Here is a 23,663-nt window from a genome sequence, read left to right as displayed (position 1 = left end):
ACAAAACTCCGAAGCTTTCGGAGTTTTTTTATGCAATGACATTATTCATAAAAATAATTGTTTTAATTGATATACATCAATGAAATCTATCAGATAAGTAGACTATATTTGCACCGTTAAACAAGTAAATAACTTTATTCAAATGAAAAAAATATTCTTATTAGCAGTTGTTGCCAGCGGTTTGGCATTCGGACAGTCAAAAAAAGTAGTAGCGTCTGATGTTCACTGGTGGGGATACAAAGTAGCAAAATCTGAAGCAAGTTCTCATGATGGTACTGTAAAAGTAAAATCAGGAGATATGATCATGAAAGGAAAAGATCTTGTAGGAGGAAGCTTTGTATTGGATATGACTTCTATCAACTCAACTGATCTTTCAGGAGAGTATCAGCAGAAATTAAACGGGCACCTTAAGAACGGTGACTTCTTTGAAGTTGAGAAATTCCCTACGGCTTCTTTCAAAATCACTTCTGTAAAGAAAAACAGCGATAAGATTTACAACTCGTTAGTAACAGGAAACCTTACGGTTAAAGGAAAAACAAGCCCAATTACTTTCCCTGCAAAGATTGCTTACAGCAAAGGAGTAGTAAGCTTGGTTTCTGAGAAATTCGCTTTCGACAGACAAAAATTTGATGTTGCTTACAAATCTACCATGCAGGATGTTTTTGTGAAAGATGACATCGAAATGCTTGTAAAGGTAACTGCTAAATAATTTAATCAAAAAAAGATTGTTAAAAGTGTAGAAGTTCTACACTTTTTTTTATTTTTGTTGAATTGTAAATAAAAAAGAATGAAAAGATTACTATTGTTTGCTATGATGTGTGTAAGCATATCATTTGTTTCTGCACAGAAGAAATTTGATAAGGTTTCAAAAGTGACTTCATCAGAGATCAGGTGGTGGGGATATAAAGTCGTTAAAACTGAGGCTTCTTCGCATTCAGGGACGGTAAAACTGAAAAGCGGAAAATTCAATTTCGATAAAACGGTTCTGGTAGACGGAGAGTTTGTTATAGATATGAGAAGCATGATGGCGGGAGATATTTCTGAAGAAGATCAAATCAAGCTAACCAACGAGCTGAAAAGCACCAATTTCTTTGAGGTTAAAAAATTCCCGATCGCGAAATTCCACTTGACTAAAATTATTCCTTTAGCAAACAGTGAGTACAACTCAACGATTTATGGTGATATTACCATCAAAGGGGTGAGAAAAACAATTTCTTTCCCGGCAAATGCTTATGTAACTCAGTTTACAGTAGTGATTGAATCTGCCAAGTTCTCTCTAAACAGAAGAGACTTCAAAGTATTCTATCAGTCTTCACTGAAAGATTATTTCATCAAGGACGAAATGGATTTCCAGTTCAGAGTTTCTACGGAAAAACTGGATAACGACAACAGAGTTCCTGTGAAGAAAAAGAAATAAGTAAAATATACGATAAAATAATACAATGGGCGGTTTTTATAAACTGTCCATTTTTTATGTCTATACATTCTTAATAATGATCTGATATTAGAGATTTTCTTGGTCGGTAGCTTAGTTAGTGGCGGAGACGCAGACCTTTGCCTCGCTTATATGAAAAAGTAAAGCATGAAATCTTTGCGTTAAAAAAGAAGGATGCTTAAGGCGAAGCCCATCTTCATATTCTAAAAATCTTCTTAATGGTTCAGAAACTCTTAAATTTAATCTACGTCTTTTATCATGTTTTTCCTAAATTAGTACTATGAAAATTTATGTAGTAAGCGGTCTCGGAGCAGACTTTAAAGTATTAGAAAGGCTGGAATTCCCCGAGAACTGTGAATTGATTTTTATAGATTGGCTTATTCCTGAGAAAAATGAGCCCTTTCATTCCTATGTCGAAAGAATGGCGGAGAAAATAGACGTTTCTGAACCGTTCAGTCTGCTGGGATATTCTTTTGGGGGGATTATGGTTCAGGAGATCAATAAACTGAAGCCTGCCGAGAAAGTGGTCATCATGGGCAGCATTAAATCAGATAAAGAAAAATCTAAGTTTATCAGGACAGGGGAGATTACAAAAATTCCAAGAATAATTCCTACAGGGATGTTCAACGATAAAGCTGCAAATGTATATGCTGTAGTAAGAAAATTGTTTGATCCGAAAAATCCAAAAATTCTTCAGTACTTCAACGTCAGAGATCCATACTACCTGAAATGGTCTGTGGAAAAGGTTTCCGAATGGAAATTTGAAGAAATTCCGGAGGTGATCCAGATATTAGGTGATAAAGATATTGTATTTCCTATTAAATATTCAAAACCGGATTATGTCATCAAAGGGGGTACACATCTGTTTCCGGCCACAAAACACAAAGAAGTTTCCAAAATATTGAAGGAGGTTTTTGTTTAAAATTAAATTAATTCAAAATTAACGTAATTTTTTTAGGGGTTAAAATGTAAAAATATATGTTTTTATAAAATTTATATTTAATTTTGATAGGGTTAAATATAAATTGTATGAAAATTGGTTTAAAATGGATTGTTTCATTCTCAGTCATCACCCTTGTGGCATTCGGAGGATTATTCTGGAGCCCGGTGGCTGACCTTCCCAACACGGGAGACTTTCTCAGTGAAGATAAAATCGTAGGTGCAGATGTCGCATGGATTCTTGCAGCAGCTGGCCTTGTACTCCTGATGACCCCCGGGCTGTCCTTCTTTTACGGAGGAATGGTTGGGAAGAAAAATGTAATTTCCACGATGTTGCAGAGCTTTATTGCGCTCGGGGTTATTTCAATTTTGTGGGTCGTTGTCGGATTTTCATTATCATTTGGAGATTCTTTAGGTTTTGAGGTCGATGGAGTCCATTATGGGATCATCGGGAACCCGTTAAGTTATCCGTTTTTTAGCCATGTAGGTGCACTGCCTCATAAAATGATGGCTTCTACCATTCCGTTTGTCCTTTTTGCGCTTTTCCAGATGAAGTTTGCCGTCATCACACCTGCATTGATTACGGGTTCTTTTGCTGAGCGGGTACGTTTTATCTCTTATCTTCTGTTCATGGTGCTTTTCAGCATTTTTATCTATACCCCGCTTTGTCATATGGTATGGCATCCTGACGGACTTTTGAATAAATATTTTGGAGTAAAAGATTTTGCCGGCGGTACTGTGGTCCATATGAGCGCAGGTTTTGCAGCTTTAGCTGGTGCTTTGGTTTTGGGAAACAGGAAAAACCCTCATCATGAACCGTCTAATATTCCTTATGTCCTTTTAGGAACCGGAATGCTTTGGTTCGGATGGTTTGGGTTTAATGCAGGTTCTGCCCTAAGCGCAAATGCATCGGCAGCTATGGCTTTTGGAACCACAACCATTGCCTCAGCTTCTGCTATGATGACCTGGATCTTTTTTGACAGGATTAACGGAAGAAGTGTTTCTGCATTGGGAGCCTGTATTGGCGCTGTAGTTGGGCTCGTGGCGATTACTCCTGCCTGTGGTTTTGTCACCATTCCGGAAAGCCTTTTTATAGGATTTGCAGCGGCTATTGTTTCCAATCTGATGATGAATTGGAAAGCATTGAAAAAAATAGATGATACACTGGATGTATTTGCTTGTCATGGAGTAGGAGGAATTATGGGAATGATTCTTACCGCTATTTTTGCCCATGGTGAAAATGCAAGTCTTCTTCATGGGGGAATTGAAGTTTTTGCCCATCATATGATTGCTTTGATGCTTGTTTCGGTTTTTACCTTCTTTGGTTCTCTGCTTTTGTATAAGATTACAGATTCTATTATTACCCTCAGAGTTTCCGAAGAAGCAGAGTCTATCGGGCTCGATCTTTCCCAGCATGAGGAGAGTTTCAAGTGATGATTGCTAAAACAAAAACAGGGCATAGGACGTAAAGCCGAATGCCCTGATTGGGAATGCTCAATTAAAAGGATCTTTTCGCGATCTTATTCAATGGATTGAAGGGCGTTGAAAATTTTGTTTTTTGACTTTTCAAATACTTCGCCCCCAAACTCTTCATTATCTAATGAAAAAATGGTCATATCTTTGACTCCCATGATTCCGAAAATGTGTTTCAGATAAGTTGTTTGAAAATTGATATGCCCGTTTTTTTCATTTTCTCCGTATCCTGTATCGCCCCGGGCAGATAATATAAATGCTTTTTTGTTTTCAAGCAAACCTACGTAGTCGCCATCCGGAACTCCTGACCTGAATTTCCAGGTTTCATTGATCCGCATCACCTGGTCTATATAAGCTTTTAGCCCACTGGGAATAGCCCAGTTATACATGGGAGTTCCAATGACATAGATATCATGTTCTTTGAGCTCTTGGACCAGCTCATTGCTTACCAGTAATGCCTTTTGGTTTTCTTCTGTTCTGTCTGAAGGCTTTTTAAACGCTCCTGCAATCCACGATTCGTTAATATTGGGAATGCTGTCAATGCCCGTTTCTCTGTACGTAAATACATCTGCGGGATATCTGGTTTTCCAGTTTTCAACAAAAAGTTGGGTTAATTTTCGGCTGTAAGATCTTTCATTTCTTACACTTGCATTAATAATCAATACTTTCATTACTATAAATTTTATAACAACAAAATTCCTGATTATTCATTCCTTAAAAATTGATCTAGTTCAAGAGGATTTATTTTTTTTCCGGATTCTGCTTATAAATTCTGCTGATACCCCTAAATAGGAAGCAATTAAGTATTGAGGAACTCTGGATGCAATATCCGGATAGGTATCGAGAAAATCATAATACTTCTGTTCAGCTTTGTACATGTTGTTCAAGACAATTCTCTTCTCAAGAGTTCCCAGATAGCTTTCTAAAATAATCCTGAAATATCTTTCCAGGGAAGGGATTTCCTGCAGCATTTTTTGAAAAGACTGATGACCGATCTGTAAAAGGTTTGTTTTTTCTACGGCCTGTATATTGTAAATGGAAGCTTTTTGTTTGGAAAAACTGGAGATATCGGTTGCCCACCAATCGTCAATAGCTAAGAAAAGGATCTCCTCATTTCCATTTTCTGAATTGATGCAAAAGGCTTTTAAAACCCCTGAGACAATATAGCTGTCATAACGGCAGGTTTCTCCGTTTCTTAAAAGAAATTCACCTTTTTCCAATGTTTTTTCTGTCCAGAAATTTTTAAAAATGACAATTTCTTCCGGACTTAGCCGGACATGCTGTAAAATGTTCGTAATTAATGTTTCCATTCAAATTGATTAAAAGGAGAGATAACTTATATAACAGGTTTAGAAGACAACACTGGATCAGCTAATTTACAAAAATACTTATTATAAAGGCATCTGATGATGCCTGAAGTGGTATTAATTCTAAGATCCTGGGGTGCTTTTATTGGGATTTATCATGTATCTTTGTTGTTCGAGGAAAATGAAGAATCATCTATGGAATCAATATCGGTTTTTGAGATTATTAAAGTAGGAATAGGCCCTTCCAGTTCACACACAATGGGACCCTGGAATGCAGCTTCTGCATTTATCAGAATTATAAAAAGGGAAAGATCCATCGCAGAAGTGAAGGAGGTTTTCCTTGAATTTTTCGGGTCTTTAGCTAAAACCGGAATAGGACACGGGACGGATATTGCCGGAATGCTTGGGCTGAATGGCGAAGATTTTAAAACCATCAATACGTCAAAAATTGATGAAAAGATCGAGAAGATCAAAAAGGACCAGATCATTAACCTGGGGGGAGAGAAAGAAATTCCTTTTGTCTACGGGTACCATTTGGTTTTAAATATGCAAAAATCCCTTGATTTCCATCCTAACGGAATGATCTTTAAGGCTGTTTTTGAAGATGGAACCGAGCTGGTTCAGGATTTTTATTCTGTAGGGGGTGGCTTTATTGCAAGCCAGGAAAAAAATTCTATAGAAAAACAGTGTGTGAGAACGCTTTATCCTTGTCATCACGGTTCGGATATTATAAAATACTGTGAAAAACTAGGATTTAAAAGATTTTCAGATCTTATTCTGATCAATGAAGAAAGCTGGAGATCTCAGGAAGAAACCAGACAGGAAGCGCTGAATATCTGGGCAAATATTAAAGAATGCATCTACAAAGGCGTTAATAAAGAAGGCATCCTTCCCGGAGGTTTAAATGTAACCAGAAGGGCAGCCGGAATCAATAGAAAACTGTTAGGAGATAAAATCTATAAGAATATCGATGAATGGTTTAAGCTGGTGGTTGATGCAGAAGAGAACTTCACTAATATCAATAAATGGATCGCGTGTTTTGCACTGGCAGTGAACGAAGAAAACGCGAGTTTCGGAAGGATCATCACGGCACCTACCAATGGAGCCAGCGGTGTTATTCCGGCAGTTTTAATGTATTCGCAGGCATTTACAGAATGTATCAGTGAAGACGATATCGTAAGATTTTTACTGGTTGCCGGAGAGATTGGAACTTTATTCAAGAAAAATGCAACCATTTCTGCTGCGATGGGTGGATGTCAGGCTGAAATCGGAGTTTCATCGGCGATGGCAGCTGCAGGGCTTACGGAAATTTTAGGAGGAAGCATTGGACAGGTTCTGATGGCGGCAGAAATTGCCATGGAACATCACCTTGGACTTACCTGCGACCCGATCAAAGGACTGGTACAGATTCCATGTATTGAAAGAAATACAATGGGCGCCATGAAAGCGATCACAGCTGCTAATATTGCATTGGAAAGTGATCCTGCCAAAGCGAAAGTAACCTTAGATGAAGTGATCCAAACCATGTGGGAAACCGCTTTATCAATGAGTGACCGTTTTAAAGAAACGTCAGAGGGTGGACTTGCTATTGCGGTAAACGTTCCTGAATGTTAAAAGAAAACATATTATTTTAAAATATAAAATCCTTAGACTCATCATCTAAGGATTTTTTTATGGTGAAATTTTAAACCATTAAGAGCAGTGAAGAGATTAAAGAGGGTTAAGATAAATCAATTGATTTTTTTAGTGTAACTCTTAAAGCTGAGCTCTACTTAACGTTCTTAAAAACTTAAAAACCCTTGGTTAAAAAAGAATTCGAACTACTTTTTATTAAACAGATTTGTTTTTCCTTTTTGAATTAATTGCATTTGCTTGCTTTCTGGCATGAAGAGAATTGTAATACCCGCTTTTTCAAACTGGAATTTATTTTTTTCAATATTTTTCAGAGGGAATTCCGGTTGTCCTTTTCCTTGCGCAAATAAAGATCCGTTTTTGGAAAATACTGTCAAAGGAATCGGAATTTCTTTTGATTCATATTCTCCTTCATATTTTTCCAGCTCAGAATTTGATTTTGTGTCAAATGATGGATATTGATAATCTCTTCCGTACAGTTGATTTAAAATTCCAACGTATAAATCATTGTGGGGAAAATTTTCTCCGTTAACGGTAACTGCAAAAGAGAGTTTATCTGTGGGCTCATATGATAGTATAGAGTGAGAACCTGCCGTATCACCACCGTGTCCGTAGGCAATAATGTTGTAGAAAGGCACTTTCATAATTCCGGTTCCGAAGAACTTCTCCTCTTTATTGGAAGTCATCATGTCAAGCGTCTCTTTTTTAATGAATTTTCCGTTGAATAAAGCATCGATAAAAGTATTCATATCTTCTGTCGTAGAAGTGATGTCACCTAGTCCTACGCAATTTCGGAAATTAAAATCCGGGACTTCGTTCCAGCTTCCGTCTGTAAATTTATAAGATTTAAAAACATTCTTAGGGTCATCCAATACCGAGAAAGTATGCTTCATTCCTGCTTTTTCCAGGATGTTTTCTTTTAATATGATATTATATGGTTTGCCGGAGAGTTTTTCCAGGATTCTGCTTAAAAGGAAGTAGGCTGAATTGGAGTATTTGGTTTTCTTTCCGGGTTCAAAGCTTACGCCCTGTTTTTTGATCTCCGCAACAATGGCTTTATCACCTGTTACCTTTCCGAAAAGCCAGTTGTCCTTTGCTCCACCTACATAATCGCCGAGTCCGCTGGTATGGTTCAGCATCTGGTGGAGGGTGATCTTTTGTGCGTTGGGAATTTCCGGATAGTATTTTGACAGTTTCTCATTCAGTTTAAGCTTCCCGTTTTCAACGAGCTGCATCAGCATCACTGCGGTGATCATTTTACTGATAGAACCTATCTGATATTGCGTGTTTTTATCATAAGTCACGTTGGTTAATTGCCGTTGGCCGAAATCTTTATGGTATTCCTGAACGCCGTTTCTGAAAATAGATACACTGCCAATACCCTGGTTTTTCTCAGCGATATAATTCAGAAAGTCATCTATTTTTTCTTTATTAATTGCTTTTCCATTGAGGTAAGGGACGTCAGAATTTTTAGAAGCAGGAAGATGTCTGAACAGGTCTAAAGGAAGTACTTTCCCATTCTGGCTGAAGTTTCCTTCAAAATGATCTTCCTTGAAAATTCCTTTATAGCTGGCATTGATTTTTTTGATCTCAAAACTAAGTTCATTATTACTGAAAACTGTTTGGTCTACGGTAATATCATCTTTGCTTTGTTTAGGACTGTTGAGCAGAGAAGAGTATCCTTCCGGACTTTTTTTGATTTTCAATATGATGGGCAGTTTCATTGCCTGGATGTCGATTTCTCCGTTCCAGTTGCCTTCGATTTGGGCGTGACAAAGGTGTGCCAGAAAGACCAGCACGAATAAGAATTTGATTTTCATGATATTTAGAAGTATTTAGATAGTAATATTTGGCATATCAAAGTCATAATGAGTGATACTGCTGCGAAAAGAACAATATGATGCCATTTTTTGATGTTGGTAGCGGTTTTAAAACCGTTGTAATAAATGGTTATACTATAGATTAAAATAATAAGGGCGAATGATGCCATACCTATTGTAACTATAAGATCTCCAACGGGCAAAGTTTCTGGAAGGTTTCTCTGATGGCTGATCAATCGGTCCTGCGCTTCTTTTATAAAGGATATTTTTTCCGTTGCCTGCAGAATAACCAGCAAGAGCTGCGAAATTAATACAGTATTTACGATGTCGATAAGCCTCGTTTTACTGTTTAAAATTTTACCTAATATAAAAAGGATGATAATAGCAGAGGCAAAGCTGATTAAGGTGGGAATAGCTACAGCCTGCAGGGTTACTTTTTCCAAACTGTTGACTTTATAAATGCTGCTGAAATAGGTTCCTGTCCAATAGCCCATTAAAATAGCCAGAGCCGTTCCCAAAATCCCAATAACAAGAAGCAGTTTATCATCAAACCTTTCAAAAGGATTAAAAATTGTTTTCCAGTTCATCTTGTTGAGTTTACAGGTTCGTTTTTAGTTGTCCTACTTTAGTAATCAGGTCGTCCATTTTGTTTCTCATGGTCGGGTAGGAGAGTCCGGCCTGTTTGGCCATTTCCTTAATGCTTCCGCTGGAAAGGAAGAAATTCAGAACAAATTCCTGCTCTTCCCGATTCAGTTTAAGCAAAACGGGGAGCTCGTAATCGCCGCTTACTTCTGTTTTACAGTTCGGGCATTTCATCTGGCTCACATTTAAAGTATTGTCACAGCTCGGACAGACAGTTGGCAGTTTCATCAATTAATTTTTTACTAAAGTACTATTTTTTTTAATAAAGTTAAAATAACTTTTAATAAAGTTAAATTAAAATAATAAAAGGTATAGGTTTTAGAGAGCAGATCGTAGGTAGTGGGTAGCAGGTGATAGGTGATCACAGTCGGAGAGTAAAGATTTCGAGTTATTATTGAATGCTTTAAAAATAGAGGTAAAAAATACCCAATATCAATAAAATTGTTGTGAAGTCTTACCACCTGTAACCTATTATCTGCTACCTATTTTACCTCAATATTCCTCTGATTCTGTTGGCATTGGTAATCAGCTCTTCAAGGTATTCATAGTTTTCTTTTTCTAATGCAGCCTTAAATTTTCTAAGCTGGGTAATATGTTCATTCAGAACATCCAGAACGTTTTCTTTGTTTTGTTTAAAAATGGGAACCCACATTTCCGGATGCGATTTTGCAAGACGTACCGTACTGGAGAAACCGGAACTGGCCAGTTGGAAAATCGTTTCCTCCTCACGTTCTTTTTCCAAAACGGTGTTGGCTAAAGCGTAAGATGTAATGTGGGAAATATGTGAAATATAAGCCGTATGAATGTCGTGATCTTCGGCATTCATGTAGATCAGGTGCATATCAAGGTTTTCTGCCACTTTTTCTACCAATTGAAGGGCGTCGGGTGCCGATTCTTCCTTGTTGCAGATGACTCCGGCCTTTCCTGAAAAACTGTCGGAAACAGCAGAGGCGGGACCGCTGTTTTCTGTACCCCACATGGGGTGAAAAGCCACAAATCTGGAACGTTTCGGATGGTCTTTAACTGAGTTAACAATCCCGGCTTTTGTAGATCCGGCATCCATTACAGTTTGGTTGTCAGATATTAAATCCAAAACATCAGGAAGCAACTTTCTGGCTGCATCCACAGGAACGGCAATGATGATAAAATCAGCATTTTTAACCCCGTATTCGAGATCTGTACCCGCGTCAATAATTTTAAGTTCCAGTGCTTTACTGATATGCTGCTGATTATTATCAATCCCGTAGATGAAATCTGCAATGCCTTTTTCTCTTAATTTTAAAGCCATTGAACCCCCGATTAAACCTGCACCAATAATACTTATTTTCATCTTTTTAAATTTTTAAAATAAAAAACCCCGTCCTAGGACGAGGTTTATATGTTATGTTCATAAGAATCCCTATCCCAGATCTGAGCTAAAAATTCTATAATAATATGTCGTGTTATTGAAATTCACCAAGCGAAGGTATAAAATATTTTTTAAACTCGAGATACTTTTGGCTGAAATTATCATTTGTTCTGTGAACATGATTTTATAATTTTCTTTAATTTGCGCTGTGAATAATCGTTCTTTTAACGTCCTTATTCTGTTGTTCCAGACTTAGCGTTGTTACCCCGCCCTCAAAAAGAAACTCGATCTCGGTTTTTTTTGAAGTCACTGCGTAGGTAATGGAAACAAGGCCATCGTCGTTGATTTCTTTTGTTGTGTTTTCTGTCGGAAGGGTGGCCAATAGTTGCTCTGCTTTTTCTATCTCTTTGTCTTTTATCGTTCTTCTATAGACTTCATCAACAGAGGCGTTTTTAAAGATACACTCCTGTTCGGTTTCGTATTCTATCTGTTTTTCGGTACATTCTTTCAGGGTGAGAATTCCTTTGGTTTCAGTAACGGGTGTATTTTCTATCGCAGTTTTTTCAACTGGAGTGCTGTCTTTTTTAGCGGTTACTGTTTCATTTACTGTTTTTTTTGACTCATTTTTACAGGCTGTAAAAACTAATAGACTAAGGCAGACGAAACTTATTTTTTTCATTGATAAAAGGTTAGATTTATTTTTCTTTGATCCTAAAAGAAGGGTTTAAAAATAATGAATTCCTTTGTAAATGGGACTAAACCTGCAATTTTAATACATTTGTCTTTATAAATAATTGAATGCCAGTTGATTTTTTGTTTGGGGATTACTTTATTCAATACAATTAAATCCATAAAACACGGGCCAGTTTTTATTGTCTTTTCTTGTTAGAAGTAGGAGTGTCATTGCCGTCTTTTTGTACTTTTGTATGAAGAGGTGTTTTTGTGACAAAAAAATGACTTCACTGAATCTTATCCATTGTATCATTAAAATCTAATAATATGAACTATCTGAAAAAAATAGTATTGAGTATATGTTTTACCGCTGGTATCTGTCACGCTCAGCAAAAGAATACTGATGCGAATTATAGTTTTAGCGGTCTTATTGACCAAAAAATCCCTGTTGAACTGAGTGTCAGCGTTTCAAAGAATGTCGTTTTAGGGAACATCAGATATGTAAAAACTAAAGAAAAGAAACCCATTAAAATAATAGGAACGCTGAATTCTGGAAATCATTACCATCTGGAGGAATTTGAAAATGATGGGAATATCAGCGGAATTATTGATGTGGTCTTAAAAAATGGAAAATTAGAGGGAGACTGGTCATCCACAAAGTCTGACGCAGTTTATCCCATAGCACTTGATGTTCAAACTAAAGTAAATCCGAAGCCGCAAATAGTTTCACCTGTTCCATCTGATCGTTTTGAAGGAACGTATACCTATCAATATGGAGAAAATGGGTATCAGGGAAGTATGACTATTAAAAAGATAAAAGATCAGATGTATTCCTATGACATTGGTTCTGTGACCCGGGCTCCCGGAAGAAATATTGCAGATGCGTCAGGAGAGGTGATGATTAAAAATAATCAGTTTACTATTGAAATCAATAAATCATGTTCATTCCTCGTTACATTTTATAATGGATTTATATCCATTACATCAGTTCCGTCTGAGCAGTCGCGTGATTGTGAGTTTGGAATGAATGCCACTTTAGATGGAACTTATCTTAAGGTGAAATAGATTCGTGAACTAACGCAAAGCAAACTTATTGAATCACTCCAAGCCATGCAAGAAAATAATGTAACAATATAACAATGTACCAGTTTATCAATCATTTAATCAAACAGGATACTACAAATATCTATTATAATACCTTGGGATTATTCTATTGTTACATTGTTATACTGCTACATTGTTACATTAGTTCTATGGGTTCGAGATAATCAACGTCGAAGGAATATCAGACAACCAAAGGCTCTTACTATCGATCAGATTTTTCCAGCTTTTACTGCTGATCAGCATCAGATCCTGTGAGTTTAGGAATTCTTTCTCAATCTTTTTCTCGTTATATAAAGTGATGTGGTTCGGGGCTACCTGTTCAATGCTTCTGATCAGCTCTTTAACCTCGATATTGTTGCGGATCTGTCCGGCTGCATCAAGGATAATGATCTGTGAATTGTTATTGTTGATCAGTCTTTTCGCATATTCCAACAGATAAAAATCGCTCAGGTTAAAAATAGGGACAAATACTTTATCCGCTGATTTGAAATCTTTTTCTACCATAATACCTACCGGAATATGGGTCTTATCAAGGATCTGAAGCGTAAAATCGTCGAAAGGAGAATTGTTGAAGATATTTCCTTTGCCTTTTACCGTATTCAGAAGCTTTTCCGGGTTGATGATCTTTGTGGTGAATCCAAGCAGCCTTCCCAGTAAGCTCCCTTCGTACATGGACTTGCCGAGCATGATCAAAAGAAGATCATAATTTCCTTTATTTGAAATCCCGGCAAGGTCACTTTGAATATCTGTTGAAGCTTTGAAAAGGGTAGTCACTTCCAGTTTCAGGTCATGTGATGTTTCGATGACATTTTTGAACTGGGCATCTTCATACTCATCAATATCATAAGCGTGCATTTCGTCTACAGGAGCAATATTCATCGCTGTGATGCTTTTATTGCCGTTCATTTTATTGGTGAAATCGTGAGCCAGCTTCAGAAGGGTACTTCCGGATTCAGGGATATCAAAAGAAAGCAATACACGGTATTTGGAATCATTACTGTCGTGAATTTCTTCGTCACTACTTTTTTTGGATTTAAAAATAAAATTAATAAAGTCTAAAGCAGGTCCTGTCATAAAAGTGGTAAACAAAGCCATAATAACGAGCATTGCAAAGATCTCCGGACTTAGTACTCCAAGATCATACCCGATGTTCAGGACGATAAGCTCCATTAATCCCCTGGTGTTCATCAAAGCACCGATCGTTAGACTTTCTTTCCAGTTGATTCCCACAAATCGTGCTGTGAGTGCGCTTCCTATGAATTTTCCTGTAACGGCGGTTAAGATGATAAATCCTGCCGTCATCCACAAATGACCATCATTCAATAACCCGATTTGTGTACGGAGACCTGTAAATACAAAGAATAGCGGAAGGAGAAGCACTAAAGCCACATCTTCAACCTTATCGATGAAAAGGGTACGGAATTTTGCATTTTCCGGCATAATAGCTCCAGCCATAAATGCTCCGAATAATGCATGGATACCGATTACTTCAGTAGCATATGCAGAAAGGATCAGCGTCAGGAAGAAAATAGCAACCATCGGTTTACTGATGGTATTTTTACCCGCCTGAAGATCCCCGATTCTTTTTAAAAACGGTCTTACGATTTTGATCATTAAAAAGACATAGGCAATAGCCATAATGATCACATAGATAGAACTGGTGAAAGAACCTGCTTTTACAATGGCAATAACGGCCGCAAGGATACACCATGCCGTAATATCATCGGCTGCCGCACAAGTAATAACAATCGTTCCCAGTTTGGTTTTCTGAAGATTTCTCTCCTGAACAATCCTTGCCAGCACTGGAAATGCGGTGATACTCATTGAAATAGCAATAAACAGGGCAAATGATGTAAACTGGATGCCTTCAGGTGCAAATTCCTGATACACAAAATAAGAAAGCCCGATACCCAGTGCAAAAGGAATAATGATACTTGCATGGCTGATTACCACTGCATCATGTGCTTTTTTCCTTAATACGCTAAGATCCAGCTCCATCCCTACGATATACATAAACAGGATAAGTCCGATCTGACTCAGAAACTGTAAGTTACCTAAAGATTCTTTCGGGAAAAGAGAAGTGGAAAATTCAGGAAAGTACATCCCAAGAAGTGATGGTCCCAAAACAATCCCCGCAATCATTTCACCAATTACGGTGGGCTGCTTGATTTTCATACAGATCCACCCAAAAAGTCTTGCGACCAGAATAATGGTGACGATCTGTGCAAGAAGCAAGGCCAGCGGATGGTGCAGGTTGGCTTTAAAAGATTCCTGGAAATTCTCCCAGGTAGAGCCCGTATTGGTTTTTTTAACAATATTTTCTCCGATCTCCAGCGTCTGTCCTTCTATGATGAAGAAGTACATCAGGCAGGAAAAAAAGGCGATGGTCGATATGTAAAAAATTAAATTTCTGTATTTCCCCCAGTTCATGATTCCTAGTATTTTAATGCAAAGTTGATAAGAATATATGAATGTTAAACACCCTTCTTTTTAAAATGTAATAAATGTTCTAAAAAATGTAATAAAAAACCTTAAGTCTGATTAACGAAATTGAGATTATGGATAAGGGAGCGGGAAGTGGGAGGTTAAAAAAGTGAGTACGAAACTTACTAGTTTTGATTCTTTACCCTTGTTAAGGTTTTAAACCTTAACAAGGGTAACAGTACTATTCGGACCTCAATAACTTCCCTCCTACGACTCATCTTCCTGATTCCAAAAAAATCTATTTCAAAGAATATCCCAAGCCAAGTCCTACTTTCCAGGCTCCGTTTTCTGCAGATGTTTTTGTGTTATAATAGACGTGTATCTGAAGTGCTATCTTTTTGTAAACTATGGTAAGGCCTGCTCCAAGGTTGGGGATGATCGGGCTGTTTTTCGTTCCCGGAGAATGATCTTCTTTAATCCGAAGCGCAGGAAGCATTCCGGCGATCAGTTTCAGTCCTTTATAGGTGAAAAAGCTGACGTTTGGGCTTGTGACCGGACAGAGAGTGCAAAAGGGGAGGGTGTAACGAAACCACGGTATTTTGCTGTGAAACCACAAAGGTCTGAAAGATCTACTTTCCGAACAGTTCCATTAATGAATTTTTATAAGCTTCTCCGATCTGAAGCTTAAGGAAATGATCGCTTTCCATCTGAATGGTGGTAATGATTTCATTGGTAGAAAATACCTTGATTGAGGCGAGGGCTATGATCTCTTTTTTATTAACCTGGGCGAAATCTTTGGAAGGAAGCATTTCAAGAAGCGTTTTAAAACTGAGATTTTTAAGGACAATGATGGTTCCGTCGTTCAGGATGATATCTTTGTCACGGCTGTCGATCTCCGATGTTTTAATATAAGCGATCTGTTCTGTAAAAATAACGGTTCTTCCGATATTGGTGTTCCATTCGATCAGATCTTTTTTATGGGGAACGTCTACCAGCTCTTTTGCTTTTTCGAAAGCCTGGATCAGCCTTTCTTTTTTGATGGGTTTTCTTACGTAGTCTACCACATTCAGGTCAAAAGCTTCTGCTGCATATTCTTTATAAGCGGTGGTAAAGATGATCTTTTTGGAACCGGAAATAATTTCTGCCACCTGAAGTCCGGTCATTCCCGGCATTTCAATATCCAGGATGCACAGATTACAGTCGATGTTGTCTATCTCACTCAGGAAAATTTTAGGATCATTAAATGCCTTTACCACTTCTACATTTTCGATCTGTTCACATAGAAGTTTTAAATAACTGATCGCCAGTAATTCATCGTCAAGAATAACGCATTTTATCATAGAATTCTCCTAAATTGATTTTTAATTCTGCCGTGAAGATACCGTTTTTCGAACTTTTTTCAAGCTGGTAATGATTGCTATAGATCATTTTAAGCCTTTGATCCAGTGACTGGCTTCCAAAACCGCTGTTTTCCTTTTCCAGAATATTCTTTAAGGAAGACTTGTTGCTGACTTTCATGGTGAAAATCCTGTTTTCAAGCTCCAGATGGATCGAGATAAAAGAATCCTGAGCCAGAAAATCCGTATGTTTGAAAGCGTTTTCAATGAGGTCCACAGAGATCAGCGGGGCAAAAACCTTTTCTTCGTAGACCGAATCAGATTTATTGATTTTAGACTTGATCCTGAAATCAAAAAGGGGATTGATCTTTATTTTATTGATTTCAATAAGGCTTAAAGCAAAATTCAGTTCCTCTTTCGGGCTTACAAATTTATTGTTGCTTTCGTATAAAATATAATCCAGGACATTCGCCAGCTTATCCAGAGACATATAGGTCTGGTAGGCATGAGACTGTACCGAATTCAGGATATTCTTAAAGAGATGGGGATTCAGCTTTGTACCGATATGTTCCAGCTGAACTTCATTCAGTTTCTGTTCAATGATCTTATTGGTTTCAGACAGCCTTGTATTTTTCTGTCTGAAGTTGCTGTTCTGGCTGAACAGGTAGATGCTGACTGTGAGCAGAAAGAAAATAGCAAAAACTCCAGTGAATATTAGATAATCGTGGATCATGTAGTAATTGCCTTCCATAAAAAATATTATTTGATGCTACTATTTAAAATTAGTTTAATTTAACCATTAAGAGCATTTAAGCTGTTAAGATTAATTAAGAAAAATATCAAAGATATTTTATAAAGCATGCTGCTTACTATTTGACATTGTCAAATCCTAAATTATTCTTTTTAAGTAAGTTTCTTAATTCCTTAATGTTTAAAAATAAAATTTATTTATTTCAGTTTTTTCAAAGAATTCAGCGTAACTGTTTCTTCACACTTTTCAAAAGTGATCTCATAAGAAGGGTTCTTCTCCGGATAGGTAATAACATAGTCCGGACATGGTTTTTTCTGAGCATGACTTCTGTCAAAATCTACTTTTCCATTGGTAATGATGCTGTCTTTTATAAATTTCTCATCAATTTTATAAGTGATCATTCCGTTTTTGACGTCTTCAGAATATTTGAATTCCTTAGACAGGGTTTCTGCGATCACACGGCTGTTGGGAAGATATCCGCTGCAGCTCGCGCCTTTTTTGTTTAAAATAAAAAATACAAGAATCAGACCCGGAATAAGGCCTATTAAAAAGAATTTAAACTTTTTCATTAGAAAATTAAAAGATTGATATCATGGTAAGTAAGTCCGAAACGGTCGCATATCACTTTTTTGGTATGTCTTCCTTTGTACATATACAGACTCTGCTTCATTTCATTTTTGCGGATCAGCATATTTTCAAAACCGCCTTCTTCATCATAATTCAGAATATAGGAAAGAAAGAAATTGGAGATCGCTTTTGTAGTGGTTCTCGGCATTCTTGACGTAAGATTCGGGAGCCCACAGTGGATAACACCGTGTTTGATGATATAAGGATCCTCCATCGTCGTTAGCTCAGACGTTTCGATCACTTTACCGTTGTCTATGGTAATATCGATGATCACACTGCCCTTCTTCATTTTCGCGACCATTTCTTCGGTAACGATAGGGGTCATATTCAATCTCGGAAGTGCACCGATAACCACATCGGCACGTCTTAATGCTTTACTTAATTCTTTAGGATCAATAATTGAAGTCGGAACGCGGCTGTCTACAAGGGTATGAAGTCTTCTCAGCTTTGAAAGGGAGTTGTCAAAAACTCTTACGCTGGCTCCAAGTCCGATAGCTGCTTTTGTGGCAAATTCTCCCACAATGCCTGCTCCTAAAATAACAACTTCTGCAGGTCTCACTCCTGTGATGCCGCCCAGCATTAAGCCGTTTGATAGCGCAAGAAGTTCAGATGCATATAAAACAGATACTGTTCCTGCAATTTCGCCGACCAGTCTTACCAAAGCAAGCTGTTTGTATTCGTCAACGATAAATTCAAAAGCGATGGCATTGATCTTTCTCTCCGCCAACTTCAGGAAATAAGCTTTATCTCTAAGGTTGATCTGAAGGGCTGAAACCAGATACGTATTAGGTTTCATATAATCAATCTCATCTTCTGTAGGCGGATTAATTTTCAGAATAAGATCTTGTCCGAAAGCTTCTTTAGGATCATTGGTGATCTTTGCTCCAGATTCAGAATACTGTAAATCTGTAAAAAAAGAACCTTCTCCGGCACCTGCTTCTATAATGAGTTCATGGCCGTGTTCTACCAGCACCTGTACAGCATCCGGAGTAATGCACGTTCTCCTTTCGTTAAGACAGGTCTCTTTAGGAATTCCAATACTGAACTGCTTTCCTTTCTTAATAACCTCCAACTTCTCTTCTTTCGGCATCAATTCTTCTTCAGTAAAAGGAGTAAAAATATTTGTAGTACTCATTCTTTAAATAAATTATGTCTTACAGGTTGTTGTTTTTCAATTGAATTTATGAAGCAAAGATACATAATATTTACTCGAATGAAATTTCTCTTTCATCCCCTGTATTCACAATGCTCATTGTGTGGTACTTAAGCCCGTAGAGCTCTTCTTCGTACACTTCAGGCCATTCTATGATGCATAAAAACGCATTATCCAGGTATTCTTCAATCCCGATATCATAGACTTCTTCAATGTTTTTTAAACGGTAAAGGTCGAAGTGGTAGATCTTTCCTTTTGGGGTATTGTATTCGTTGACAATAGAGTAGGTAGGAGAGTTCACTTCATCCTGGCTTCCCAGTTTTTTGAGAAGAAATTGAGTGAATGTCGTTTTGCCTGCACCAAGGTTTCCTTTTAAAAGTAGGATGTTATGCTTTAAGTCAGGAATGATCTTATCGACAACTTCCTGCCAGTCTTTGATCTCTTGTATAGTAAACTGCATAAAAGTAATTTGTGCAAAAATAAGCAATTTAGTTGGAGACTGAGAAGGTTTGAGAGTGGGAGAGTTTTAGGGTGAGAGTGTGGGAATGTGATAGAGTGGCGGGCTGTTGTGGGAAATATGTTTTTTTGTTTGTTAATTGTAGAAATATTTAGTTTTCATATTTAATACAGTCATTGTTAAATTCTGAAAAACTCTCAAACCCTAAAACTCTCCTACACTCCGACTCGAATGCAAAACACTTTCTCCATCTCTATAAATTTACTTATTTTTACGCTATGATTTCCAAACAGACCATAGATAAAATTTTTTCAACGATACGGGTAGAAGAGATAGTAGGAGAGTACGTTCAGCTGAAAAGAGCCGGGTCTAACTTTAAGGGGCTCAGTCCTTTTCATGATGAAAAGTCTCCGAGTTTCGTCGTTTCACCAAGCAAACAGATTTGGAAAGACTTCTCAACAGGAAAAGGGGGAACTGCCATTTCTTTCCTGATGGAGATCGAAAATTTCACCTATCCAGAAGCCCTTCGCCACGCGGCTAAAAAATACGGGATCGAAATTGAAGAAGATCAGCGTGAGTTTTCTGAAGAAGCAAAACATGCACAGACCGAAAAAGATCAGCTGTATAAAATTCACGAAGTGGCCAATACTTATTTTCAGGAGATTCTTTGGGATTCGGAAGAAGGTAGAAGTATTGGTTTGGCTTATTTCAGAGAACGTGAGCTGAAAGATGATATCATTAAAAAATTCCAGCTTGGATATTCCGTGGAAAAGAAAAATGCCTTCACCGTTTATGCGGAGGAAAAGGGCTACACGAAAGATATTCTTGAAAAATCCGGACTTTCTATATTTCCTGAAAATACACCATCCGGAATCGACCGTTTCAGGGAAAGGGTTATTTTCCCTATCCACAGTTTTTCGGGGAGGGTTTTAGGTTTCGGGGCCAGGATTCTTAAGAATAACGTCAAAACGGCCAAATATCTTAACTCCCCGGAAACGGAAATTTACCATAAGTCCAATGTTCTTTATGGTTTAAATCAGAGTAAACAGGCAATTTCCAGAAAAAATAACTGTCTGCTTGTGGAAGGTTATATGGACGTGATCGCACTTCATATGTCAGGAATTGAGAATGTAGTGGCCAGTTCAGGAACATCTTTAACTATTGAACAGATTAAACTGATCAAAAGGCTGACGGAAAACGTAACCATTCTTTTTGACGGTGATAATGCCGGGATCAAAGCGAGCTTCAGAAGTATCGATATGCTTTTGACGGAGGGAATGAACATTCGTGTCCTGCTTTTCCCGGAAGGTGATGACCCAGATTCATTTGCCAGAAAACATCCGCAGGATTATGTAGAAAAGTTCATCGAAAATGAAGCGACAGATTTCATCGATTTTAAAGCAGACATCCTTTTAAAAGATGCCGGAAATGATCCCATAAAAAAAGCCGAAGCGATTCAGAATATCGTAAAATCGGTTTCTTTTGTACAGAATGCACTGAAAAGAGAAGTCTATCTGAAAGAGGTTTCCAATAAATTCGGACTTTCGGAACAGAGTCTTTTCAATGAACTGGATGTTCAGAAACAAATCACACAAAACCAGCACCAACACGTTCAGCAGCAAAAAGAAAAAGCTCCTGCTAAGCTTGAAATTGTGCCTCTGGATGAGGAAAAAGAAGATCCTTATTTGTATGATGTTCTGTTTATGGAAAGCAAGCTTGTAGATCATATGCTGATGTTTGGCGATGTTGTTTTGAAAAGAACCAATGAAAAGAACGAAGAATACCAGATTACCGTCATTGAAGAAATCCTGTTGCATTTTGAAGAAGAACAATATAATTTTTTAGTAAAAGGCAATGAAATTATCATCAACCAGGTGAAAGAAGGTATTCAAAAGGATGAGCTGAGAAGCGGAAACTTTTTTGTAGCTTTTATGGATGAAGAAATTACCTCCAAGGTAGTAGATGCCCTGATTCCTTTGGATGAACTGGAAAACTGGGGTTCCCGAAATATTTTCCCTCCCAATTACGGTGACAAAATAGCGGAACAGGTGCAGGGAGACGTTCTGTTGCATAAATACAGATATATAGACTATCTGATCAAAGAAACTGCAAGACAGCTGGATCAGTACAGCGGAACCGATGAAGTGAAATATTACGAACTGATCAAAAAGATTACCCTGCTGAAACAGGCATCCATCAGATTAAGCGATATTATTGAATATTCACCTATCAAAGGGATTTACGTAGATAGGAAAAGGTAAATTGCAGACATAGGCTGAGCATCAGGCCGGAATTCTCTGACAAAAAGTCCTATAAAATTTTAGGAATAAAAGTTGTAATTTAAACTTCGATAAATATTTAATAATACATAATAGACAATATGGACATTAAAAAAGACTTCAGAGATTTCTCTGTAAAACATTTAGGAAATAGCGGTCTTGCTACCGATCAGTATATGGGAATGTATGGTCCAACGAATCTTACGCCGTATATTATGGAAGAAAGAAGATTAAACGTTGCCCAGATGGACGTGTTTTCGCGTCTGATGATGGACAGAATTATCTTCTTAGGAACAGGAATTGACGATCAGGTTGCTAACATCGTAACAGCTCAGCTTTTATTCTTGGAAAGTTCTGATTCTGCCAAGGATATCCAAATCTACATCAACTCTCCGGGAGGAAGCGTTTATGCAGGTTTAGGAATCTATGACACGATGCAGATCATCAAGCCGGACGTAGCTACGATCTGTACAGGAATGGCAGCTTCAATGGGAGCGGTACTTCTTGTGGCAGGAGAAAAAGGAAAACGTTCTGCACTTAAGCATTCAAGAGTAATGATTCACCAGCCTTCAGGAGGTGCTCAGGGAGTAGCTTCAGATATGGAGATCAACTTGAGAGAGATGCTTAAATTAAAGCAGGAGCTTTATGAGATCATCGGTCACCACTCAGGACAAACGTACGAATGGGTAGAAAAGTCTTCAGACAGAGACTACTGGATGACTTCTGAGGAAGCTAAAGGCTACGGAATGGTAGACGAAGTTTTACAGAGATCTACAGAGAAAAAATAATTTCCTTTTCAGGAATATTGAAAAACGCACCGGATTTTCGGTGCGTTTTTTTATTGCTTGATTTGTATTTTAACCACAAAAGGGACAAAAGTTTTTTAGCACTTCAGCGCTACTTTCAAGCTTAAAAAAAATGTGAAAAGAAGATCACTTAAGTTCTGTGAAAATCTTTGATTTTCATAATGACAAAAATTCGTCGACCCCAATTCCCATCCCGTGGAGGGGTGGCAAAAATTCAAAGAATTTTTGACGGGGTGGTTAAAAAAAATACTCAGTCTTCCCCCAACAACTCAACTTCATCACCTCAAAGGTTATAAAAACAAAAACGCGCCCCTCAAGACGCGTGTCATCTATTTTTTAATAATCTTATGAACCGTGGTATTCTTTGATGTTTTAATTTCCATCAGATAAATCCCGGTGTTCAAGGCCTGAATATTGATTCTTGCTGTATTTCCAGTCAGTACCTTTTGTCCTGAAGCGGCATAAATATTCACTTCTTTAATACTTTCCGCAGTTTCTATCTGGACAAAATCACTTGCCGGATTTGGATAGATTCTGAACTCCTTTTTATTGATGTCAGAAACACTTAAAATAGAGCTTGATGCTTCTCTGGGAGTAAATGGTAATCTTTGTCCGAAACTTAAGCCTAGCCAGTCGTTATTTCCCAATTGAATTTGAGATAAATTGGTCTGTCCTCTCCAGTTTGAAAGGTCTTTTCCTTTGAAAAGCTTCCACGTATTGGTTCCTGATGTATTTCCTGTAAAGTTATTGAGAGATAATGTACTGATCTGGTTGCTTGCTGATGTAAAGTTAAAATAAGGAGCTTGTGCATGAATCAGCTGAAGAGCCTGCTCAGCGGTTAAGCCTCCATTGTATTTAATTCCAAAAACAAAGGAATGAGCTTCACCATTTGAATTGTTCGTCCCAAAATCGATAACAACAAGACTTGTATTGCTTCCCGTTCCGATCCAGTTGGTGATCTGTGAAAGATTGTACCAGGAAGAGCTGTAAGCTGCCACAGGAGAAGACGGATGGGAAAGTGGAGGCGTAGTAGAGGTAAATCCATAACCGAAAGAAATACCATACCATTTTCCATTAACTAATGGATCATTGTTTACGCCATTATTCAAATTCATGTTTTCTGCAGTAGGACCGGACCATGTAGACCAGTAATCTTCCAAACTTGGAATGTGATGGTTGTAATTGAAACTGTAAAGAAAACCTGAAGGAACTTCTGCCTCTATTTTAGGCTCTGCCGCAGAAATAGCATTGATGAGGTCTTCCATCGTAAGATTATTTGCATCATACCGATAGCCCCATGCATAAGATGTGGGATTGTCACTATCATTAAAATCGGCGATGAAATAAGCCTTTTTCGAGCCTGTCCCTACCCAGAATTTAATGTCATTCTCTGTAAACTGGGCAGAGAATAGCTGCAGACATAGCAGCAGAAAAAAAAGATAGATCTTTTTCATAAT

Annotated in this window: 23 protein-coding genes; 8 read left to right on the top strand and 15 right to left on the bottom strand. The window is 37.7% G+C overall.

What is annotated here, in order from left to right:
* Positions 1–142: 142 nt before the first annotated feature.
* The 4 genes from NZD88_RS04070 to NZD88_RS04055 all read left to right on the top strand — a co-directional run bounded on the left by NZD88_RS04070 (position 143) and on the right by NZD88_RS04055 (position 3,808).
* Positions 143–709 (top strand): YceI family protein, encoded by a 567-nt coding sequence (locus tag NZD88_RS04070; RefSeq protein WP_259827651.1) that lies wholly within the window; start codon positions 143–145, stop codon positions 707–709.
* 78 nt (positions 710–787) lie between these two features.
* A complete protein-coding gene (locus NZD88_RS04065) occupies positions 788–1,417 on the top strand; it encodes a YceI family protein (protein WP_259827650.1) in 630 nt (209 codons plus the stop codon).
* A 298-nt stretch (positions 1,418–1,715) separates the two neighbouring features.
* Complete coding sequence (locus tag NZD88_RS04060) at positions 1,716–2,357, top strand: alpha/beta hydrolase (protein ID WP_259827648.1); 642 nt, start codon at positions 1,716–1,718, stop codon at positions 2,355–2,357.
* 107 nt (positions 2,358–2,464) lie between these two features.
* On the top strand, positions 2,465–3,808 hold the full coding sequence (locus NZD88_RS04055; protein ID WP_259827647.1) for an ammonium transporter: 1,344 nt from the start codon (positions 2,465–2,467) through the stop codon (positions 3,806–3,808).
* A gap of 86 nt (positions 3,809–3,894) precedes the next feature.
* Here the strand turns inward: NZD88_RS04055 and NZD88_RS04050 are convergent, their stop codons facing one another.
* Together NZD88_RS04050 and NZD88_RS04045 are read right to left on the bottom strand one after the other, a co-directional pair.
* Entirely contained in the window at positions 3,895–4,518 is a 624-nt protein-coding gene (locus NZD88_RS04050; protein WP_259827646.1) for an FMN-dependent NADH-azoreductase, read from the bottom strand.
* A gap of 60 nt (positions 4,519–4,578) precedes the next feature.
* Entirely contained in the window at positions 4,579–5,157 is a 579-nt protein-coding gene (locus NZD88_RS04045) for a Crp/Fnr family transcriptional regulator (RefSeq protein ID WP_259827645.1), read from the bottom strand.
* A 192-nt stretch (positions 5,158–5,349) separates the two neighbouring features.
* Here NZD88_RS04045 and NZD88_RS04040 point away from each other — a divergent pair, with 192 nt between their 5' ends.
* Positions 5,350–6,768, top strand: coding sequence for an L-serine ammonia-lyase (locus NZD88_RS04040; protein WP_259827644.1), 1,419 nt, complete (start codon positions 5,350–5,352; stop codon positions 6,766–6,768).
* Positions 6,769–6,974: 206 nt separating this feature from the next.
* Here NZD88_RS04040 and NZD88_RS04035 read toward each other — a convergent pair whose 3' ends face one another.
* From NZD88_RS04035 to NZD88_RS04015, 5 genes are all read right to left on the bottom strand, one after another.
* Positions 6,975–8,606, bottom strand: coding sequence for a serine hydrolase domain-containing protein (locus NZD88_RS04035; RefSeq protein WP_259827642.1), 1,632 nt, complete (start codon positions 8,604–8,606; stop codon positions 6,975–6,977).
* A gap of 5 nt (positions 8,607–8,611) precedes the next feature.
* Entirely contained in the window at positions 8,612–9,193 is a 582-nt protein-coding gene (locus tag NZD88_RS04030) for a YIP1 family protein (protein WP_259827640.1), read from the bottom strand.
* Between the two features lie 10 nt (positions 9,194–9,203).
* Positions 9,204–9,476: a DUF2089 family protein gene (locus NZD88_RS04025; protein WP_090024187.1), complete on the bottom strand. Its 273-nt coding sequence runs from the start codon at positions 9,474–9,476 to the stop codon at positions 9,204–9,206.
* 259 nt (positions 9,477–9,735) lie between these two features.
* On the bottom strand, positions 9,736–10,578 hold the full coding sequence (locus tag NZD88_RS04020) for a prephenate dehydrogenase (RefSeq protein ID WP_169235667.1): 843 nt from the start codon (positions 10,576–10,578) through the stop codon (positions 9,736–9,738).
* Positions 10,579–10,792: 214 nt separating this feature from the next.
* Positions 10,793–11,275 (bottom strand): hypothetical protein, encoded by a 483-nt coding sequence (locus tag NZD88_RS04015; RefSeq protein ID WP_259827637.1) that lies wholly within the window; start codon positions 11,273–11,275, stop codon positions 10,793–10,795.
* Positions 11,276–11,595: 320 nt separating this feature from the next.
* Here NZD88_RS04015 and NZD88_RS04010 point away from each other — a divergent pair, with 320 nt between their 5' ends.
* Positions 11,596–12,333, top strand: a complete 738-nt coding sequence (locus NZD88_RS04010) for a hypothetical protein (RefSeq protein WP_259827636.1) — start codon at positions 11,596–11,598, stop codon at positions 12,331–12,333.
* A 186-nt stretch (positions 12,334–12,519) separates the two neighbouring features.
* On the opposite strand, the gene NZD88_RS04005 is transcribed toward NZD88_RS04010, so the two are convergent.
* The 7 genes from NZD88_RS04005 to tsaE all read right to left on the bottom strand — a co-directional run bounded on the left by NZD88_RS04005 (position 12,520) and on the right by tsaE (position 19,124).
* Positions 12,520–14,802, bottom strand: a complete 2,283-nt coding sequence (locus NZD88_RS04005) for a cation:proton antiporter (RefSeq protein WP_259827635.1) — start codon at positions 14,800–14,802, stop codon at positions 12,520–12,522.
* Between the two features lie 292 nt (positions 14,803–15,094).
* On the bottom strand, positions 15,095–15,292 hold the full coding sequence (locus NZD88_RS04000; protein ID WP_259827634.1) for a hypothetical protein: 198 nt from the start codon (positions 15,290–15,292) through the stop codon (positions 15,095–15,097).
* A gap of 133 nt (positions 15,293–15,425) precedes the next feature.
* Positions 15,426–16,136 (bottom strand): LytR/AlgR family response regulator transcription factor, encoded by a 711-nt coding sequence (locus tag NZD88_RS03995; protein ID WP_259827633.1) that lies wholly within the window; start codon positions 16,134–16,136, stop codon positions 15,426–15,428.
* Positions 16,114–16,884, bottom strand: coding sequence for a histidine kinase (locus NZD88_RS03990; RefSeq protein ID WP_259827632.1), 771 nt, complete (start codon positions 16,882–16,884; stop codon positions 16,114–16,116). Before NZD88_RS03990 ends, NZD88_RS03995 begins: the two co-directional genes overlap by 23 nt.
* 197 nt (positions 16,885–17,081) lie before the next feature.
* Positions 17,082–17,453: a hypothetical protein gene (locus tag NZD88_RS03985; RefSeq protein WP_259827630.1), complete on the bottom strand. Its 372-nt coding sequence runs from the start codon at positions 17,451–17,453 to the stop codon at positions 17,082–17,084.
* Positions 17,453–18,646 (bottom strand): alanine dehydrogenase, encoded by a 1,194-nt coding sequence (locus tag NZD88_RS03980; RefSeq protein WP_259827628.1) that lies wholly within the window; start codon positions 18,644–18,646, stop codon positions 17,453–17,455. The genes NZD88_RS03985 and NZD88_RS03980 overlap by 1 nt, the downstream gene beginning before the upstream one ends.
* Before the next feature lie 70 nt (positions 18,647–18,716).
* Positions 18,717–19,124, bottom strand: coding sequence for a tRNA (adenosine(37)-N6)-threonylcarbamoyltransferase complex ATPase subunit type 1 TsaE (gene tsaE, locus NZD88_RS03975; protein ID WP_259827626.1), 408 nt, complete (start codon positions 19,122–19,124; stop codon positions 18,717–18,719).
* Between the two features lie 275 nt (positions 19,125–19,399).
* Between tsaE and dnaG the strand changes: the two genes are divergently transcribed.
* Both dnaG and clpP read left to right on the top strand, forming a co-directional pair.
* Positions 19,400–21,382, top strand: a complete 1,983-nt coding sequence (gene dnaG / locus NZD88_RS03970) for a DNA primase (RefSeq protein ID WP_259827624.1) — start codon at positions 19,400–19,402, stop codon at positions 21,380–21,382.
* A gap of 119 nt (positions 21,383–21,501) precedes the next feature.
* The gene (gene clpP / locus NZD88_RS03965) at positions 21,502–22,188 is read left to right on the top strand and encodes an ATP-dependent Clp endopeptidase proteolytic subunit ClpP (RefSeq protein WP_169235655.1); all 687 of its coding nucleotides are present in this window, start codon (positions 21,502–21,504) and stop codon (positions 22,186–22,188) included.
* Between the two features lie 347 nt (positions 22,189–22,535).
* Here the strand turns inward: clpP and NZD88_RS03960 are convergent, their stop codons facing one another.
* The gene (locus NZD88_RS03960; RefSeq protein ID WP_259827622.1) at positions 22,536–23,660 is read right to left on the bottom strand and encodes a T9SS type A sorting domain-containing protein; all 1,125 of its coding nucleotides are present in this window, start codon (positions 23,658–23,660) and stop codon (positions 22,536–22,538) included.
* Positions 23,661–23,663: the final 3 nt, after the last annotated feature.

The sequence above is a fragment of the Chryseobacterium pyrolae genome (genome assembly GCF_025153485.1).
Classification (GTDB): Bacteria; Bacteroidota; Bacteroidia; order Flavobacteriales; family Weeksellaceae; genus Chryseobacterium; species Chryseobacterium antibioticum.
Note: the sequence above shows the minus strand (reverse complement) of the source record. Positions and strands in the feature narration are given on the sequence as shown.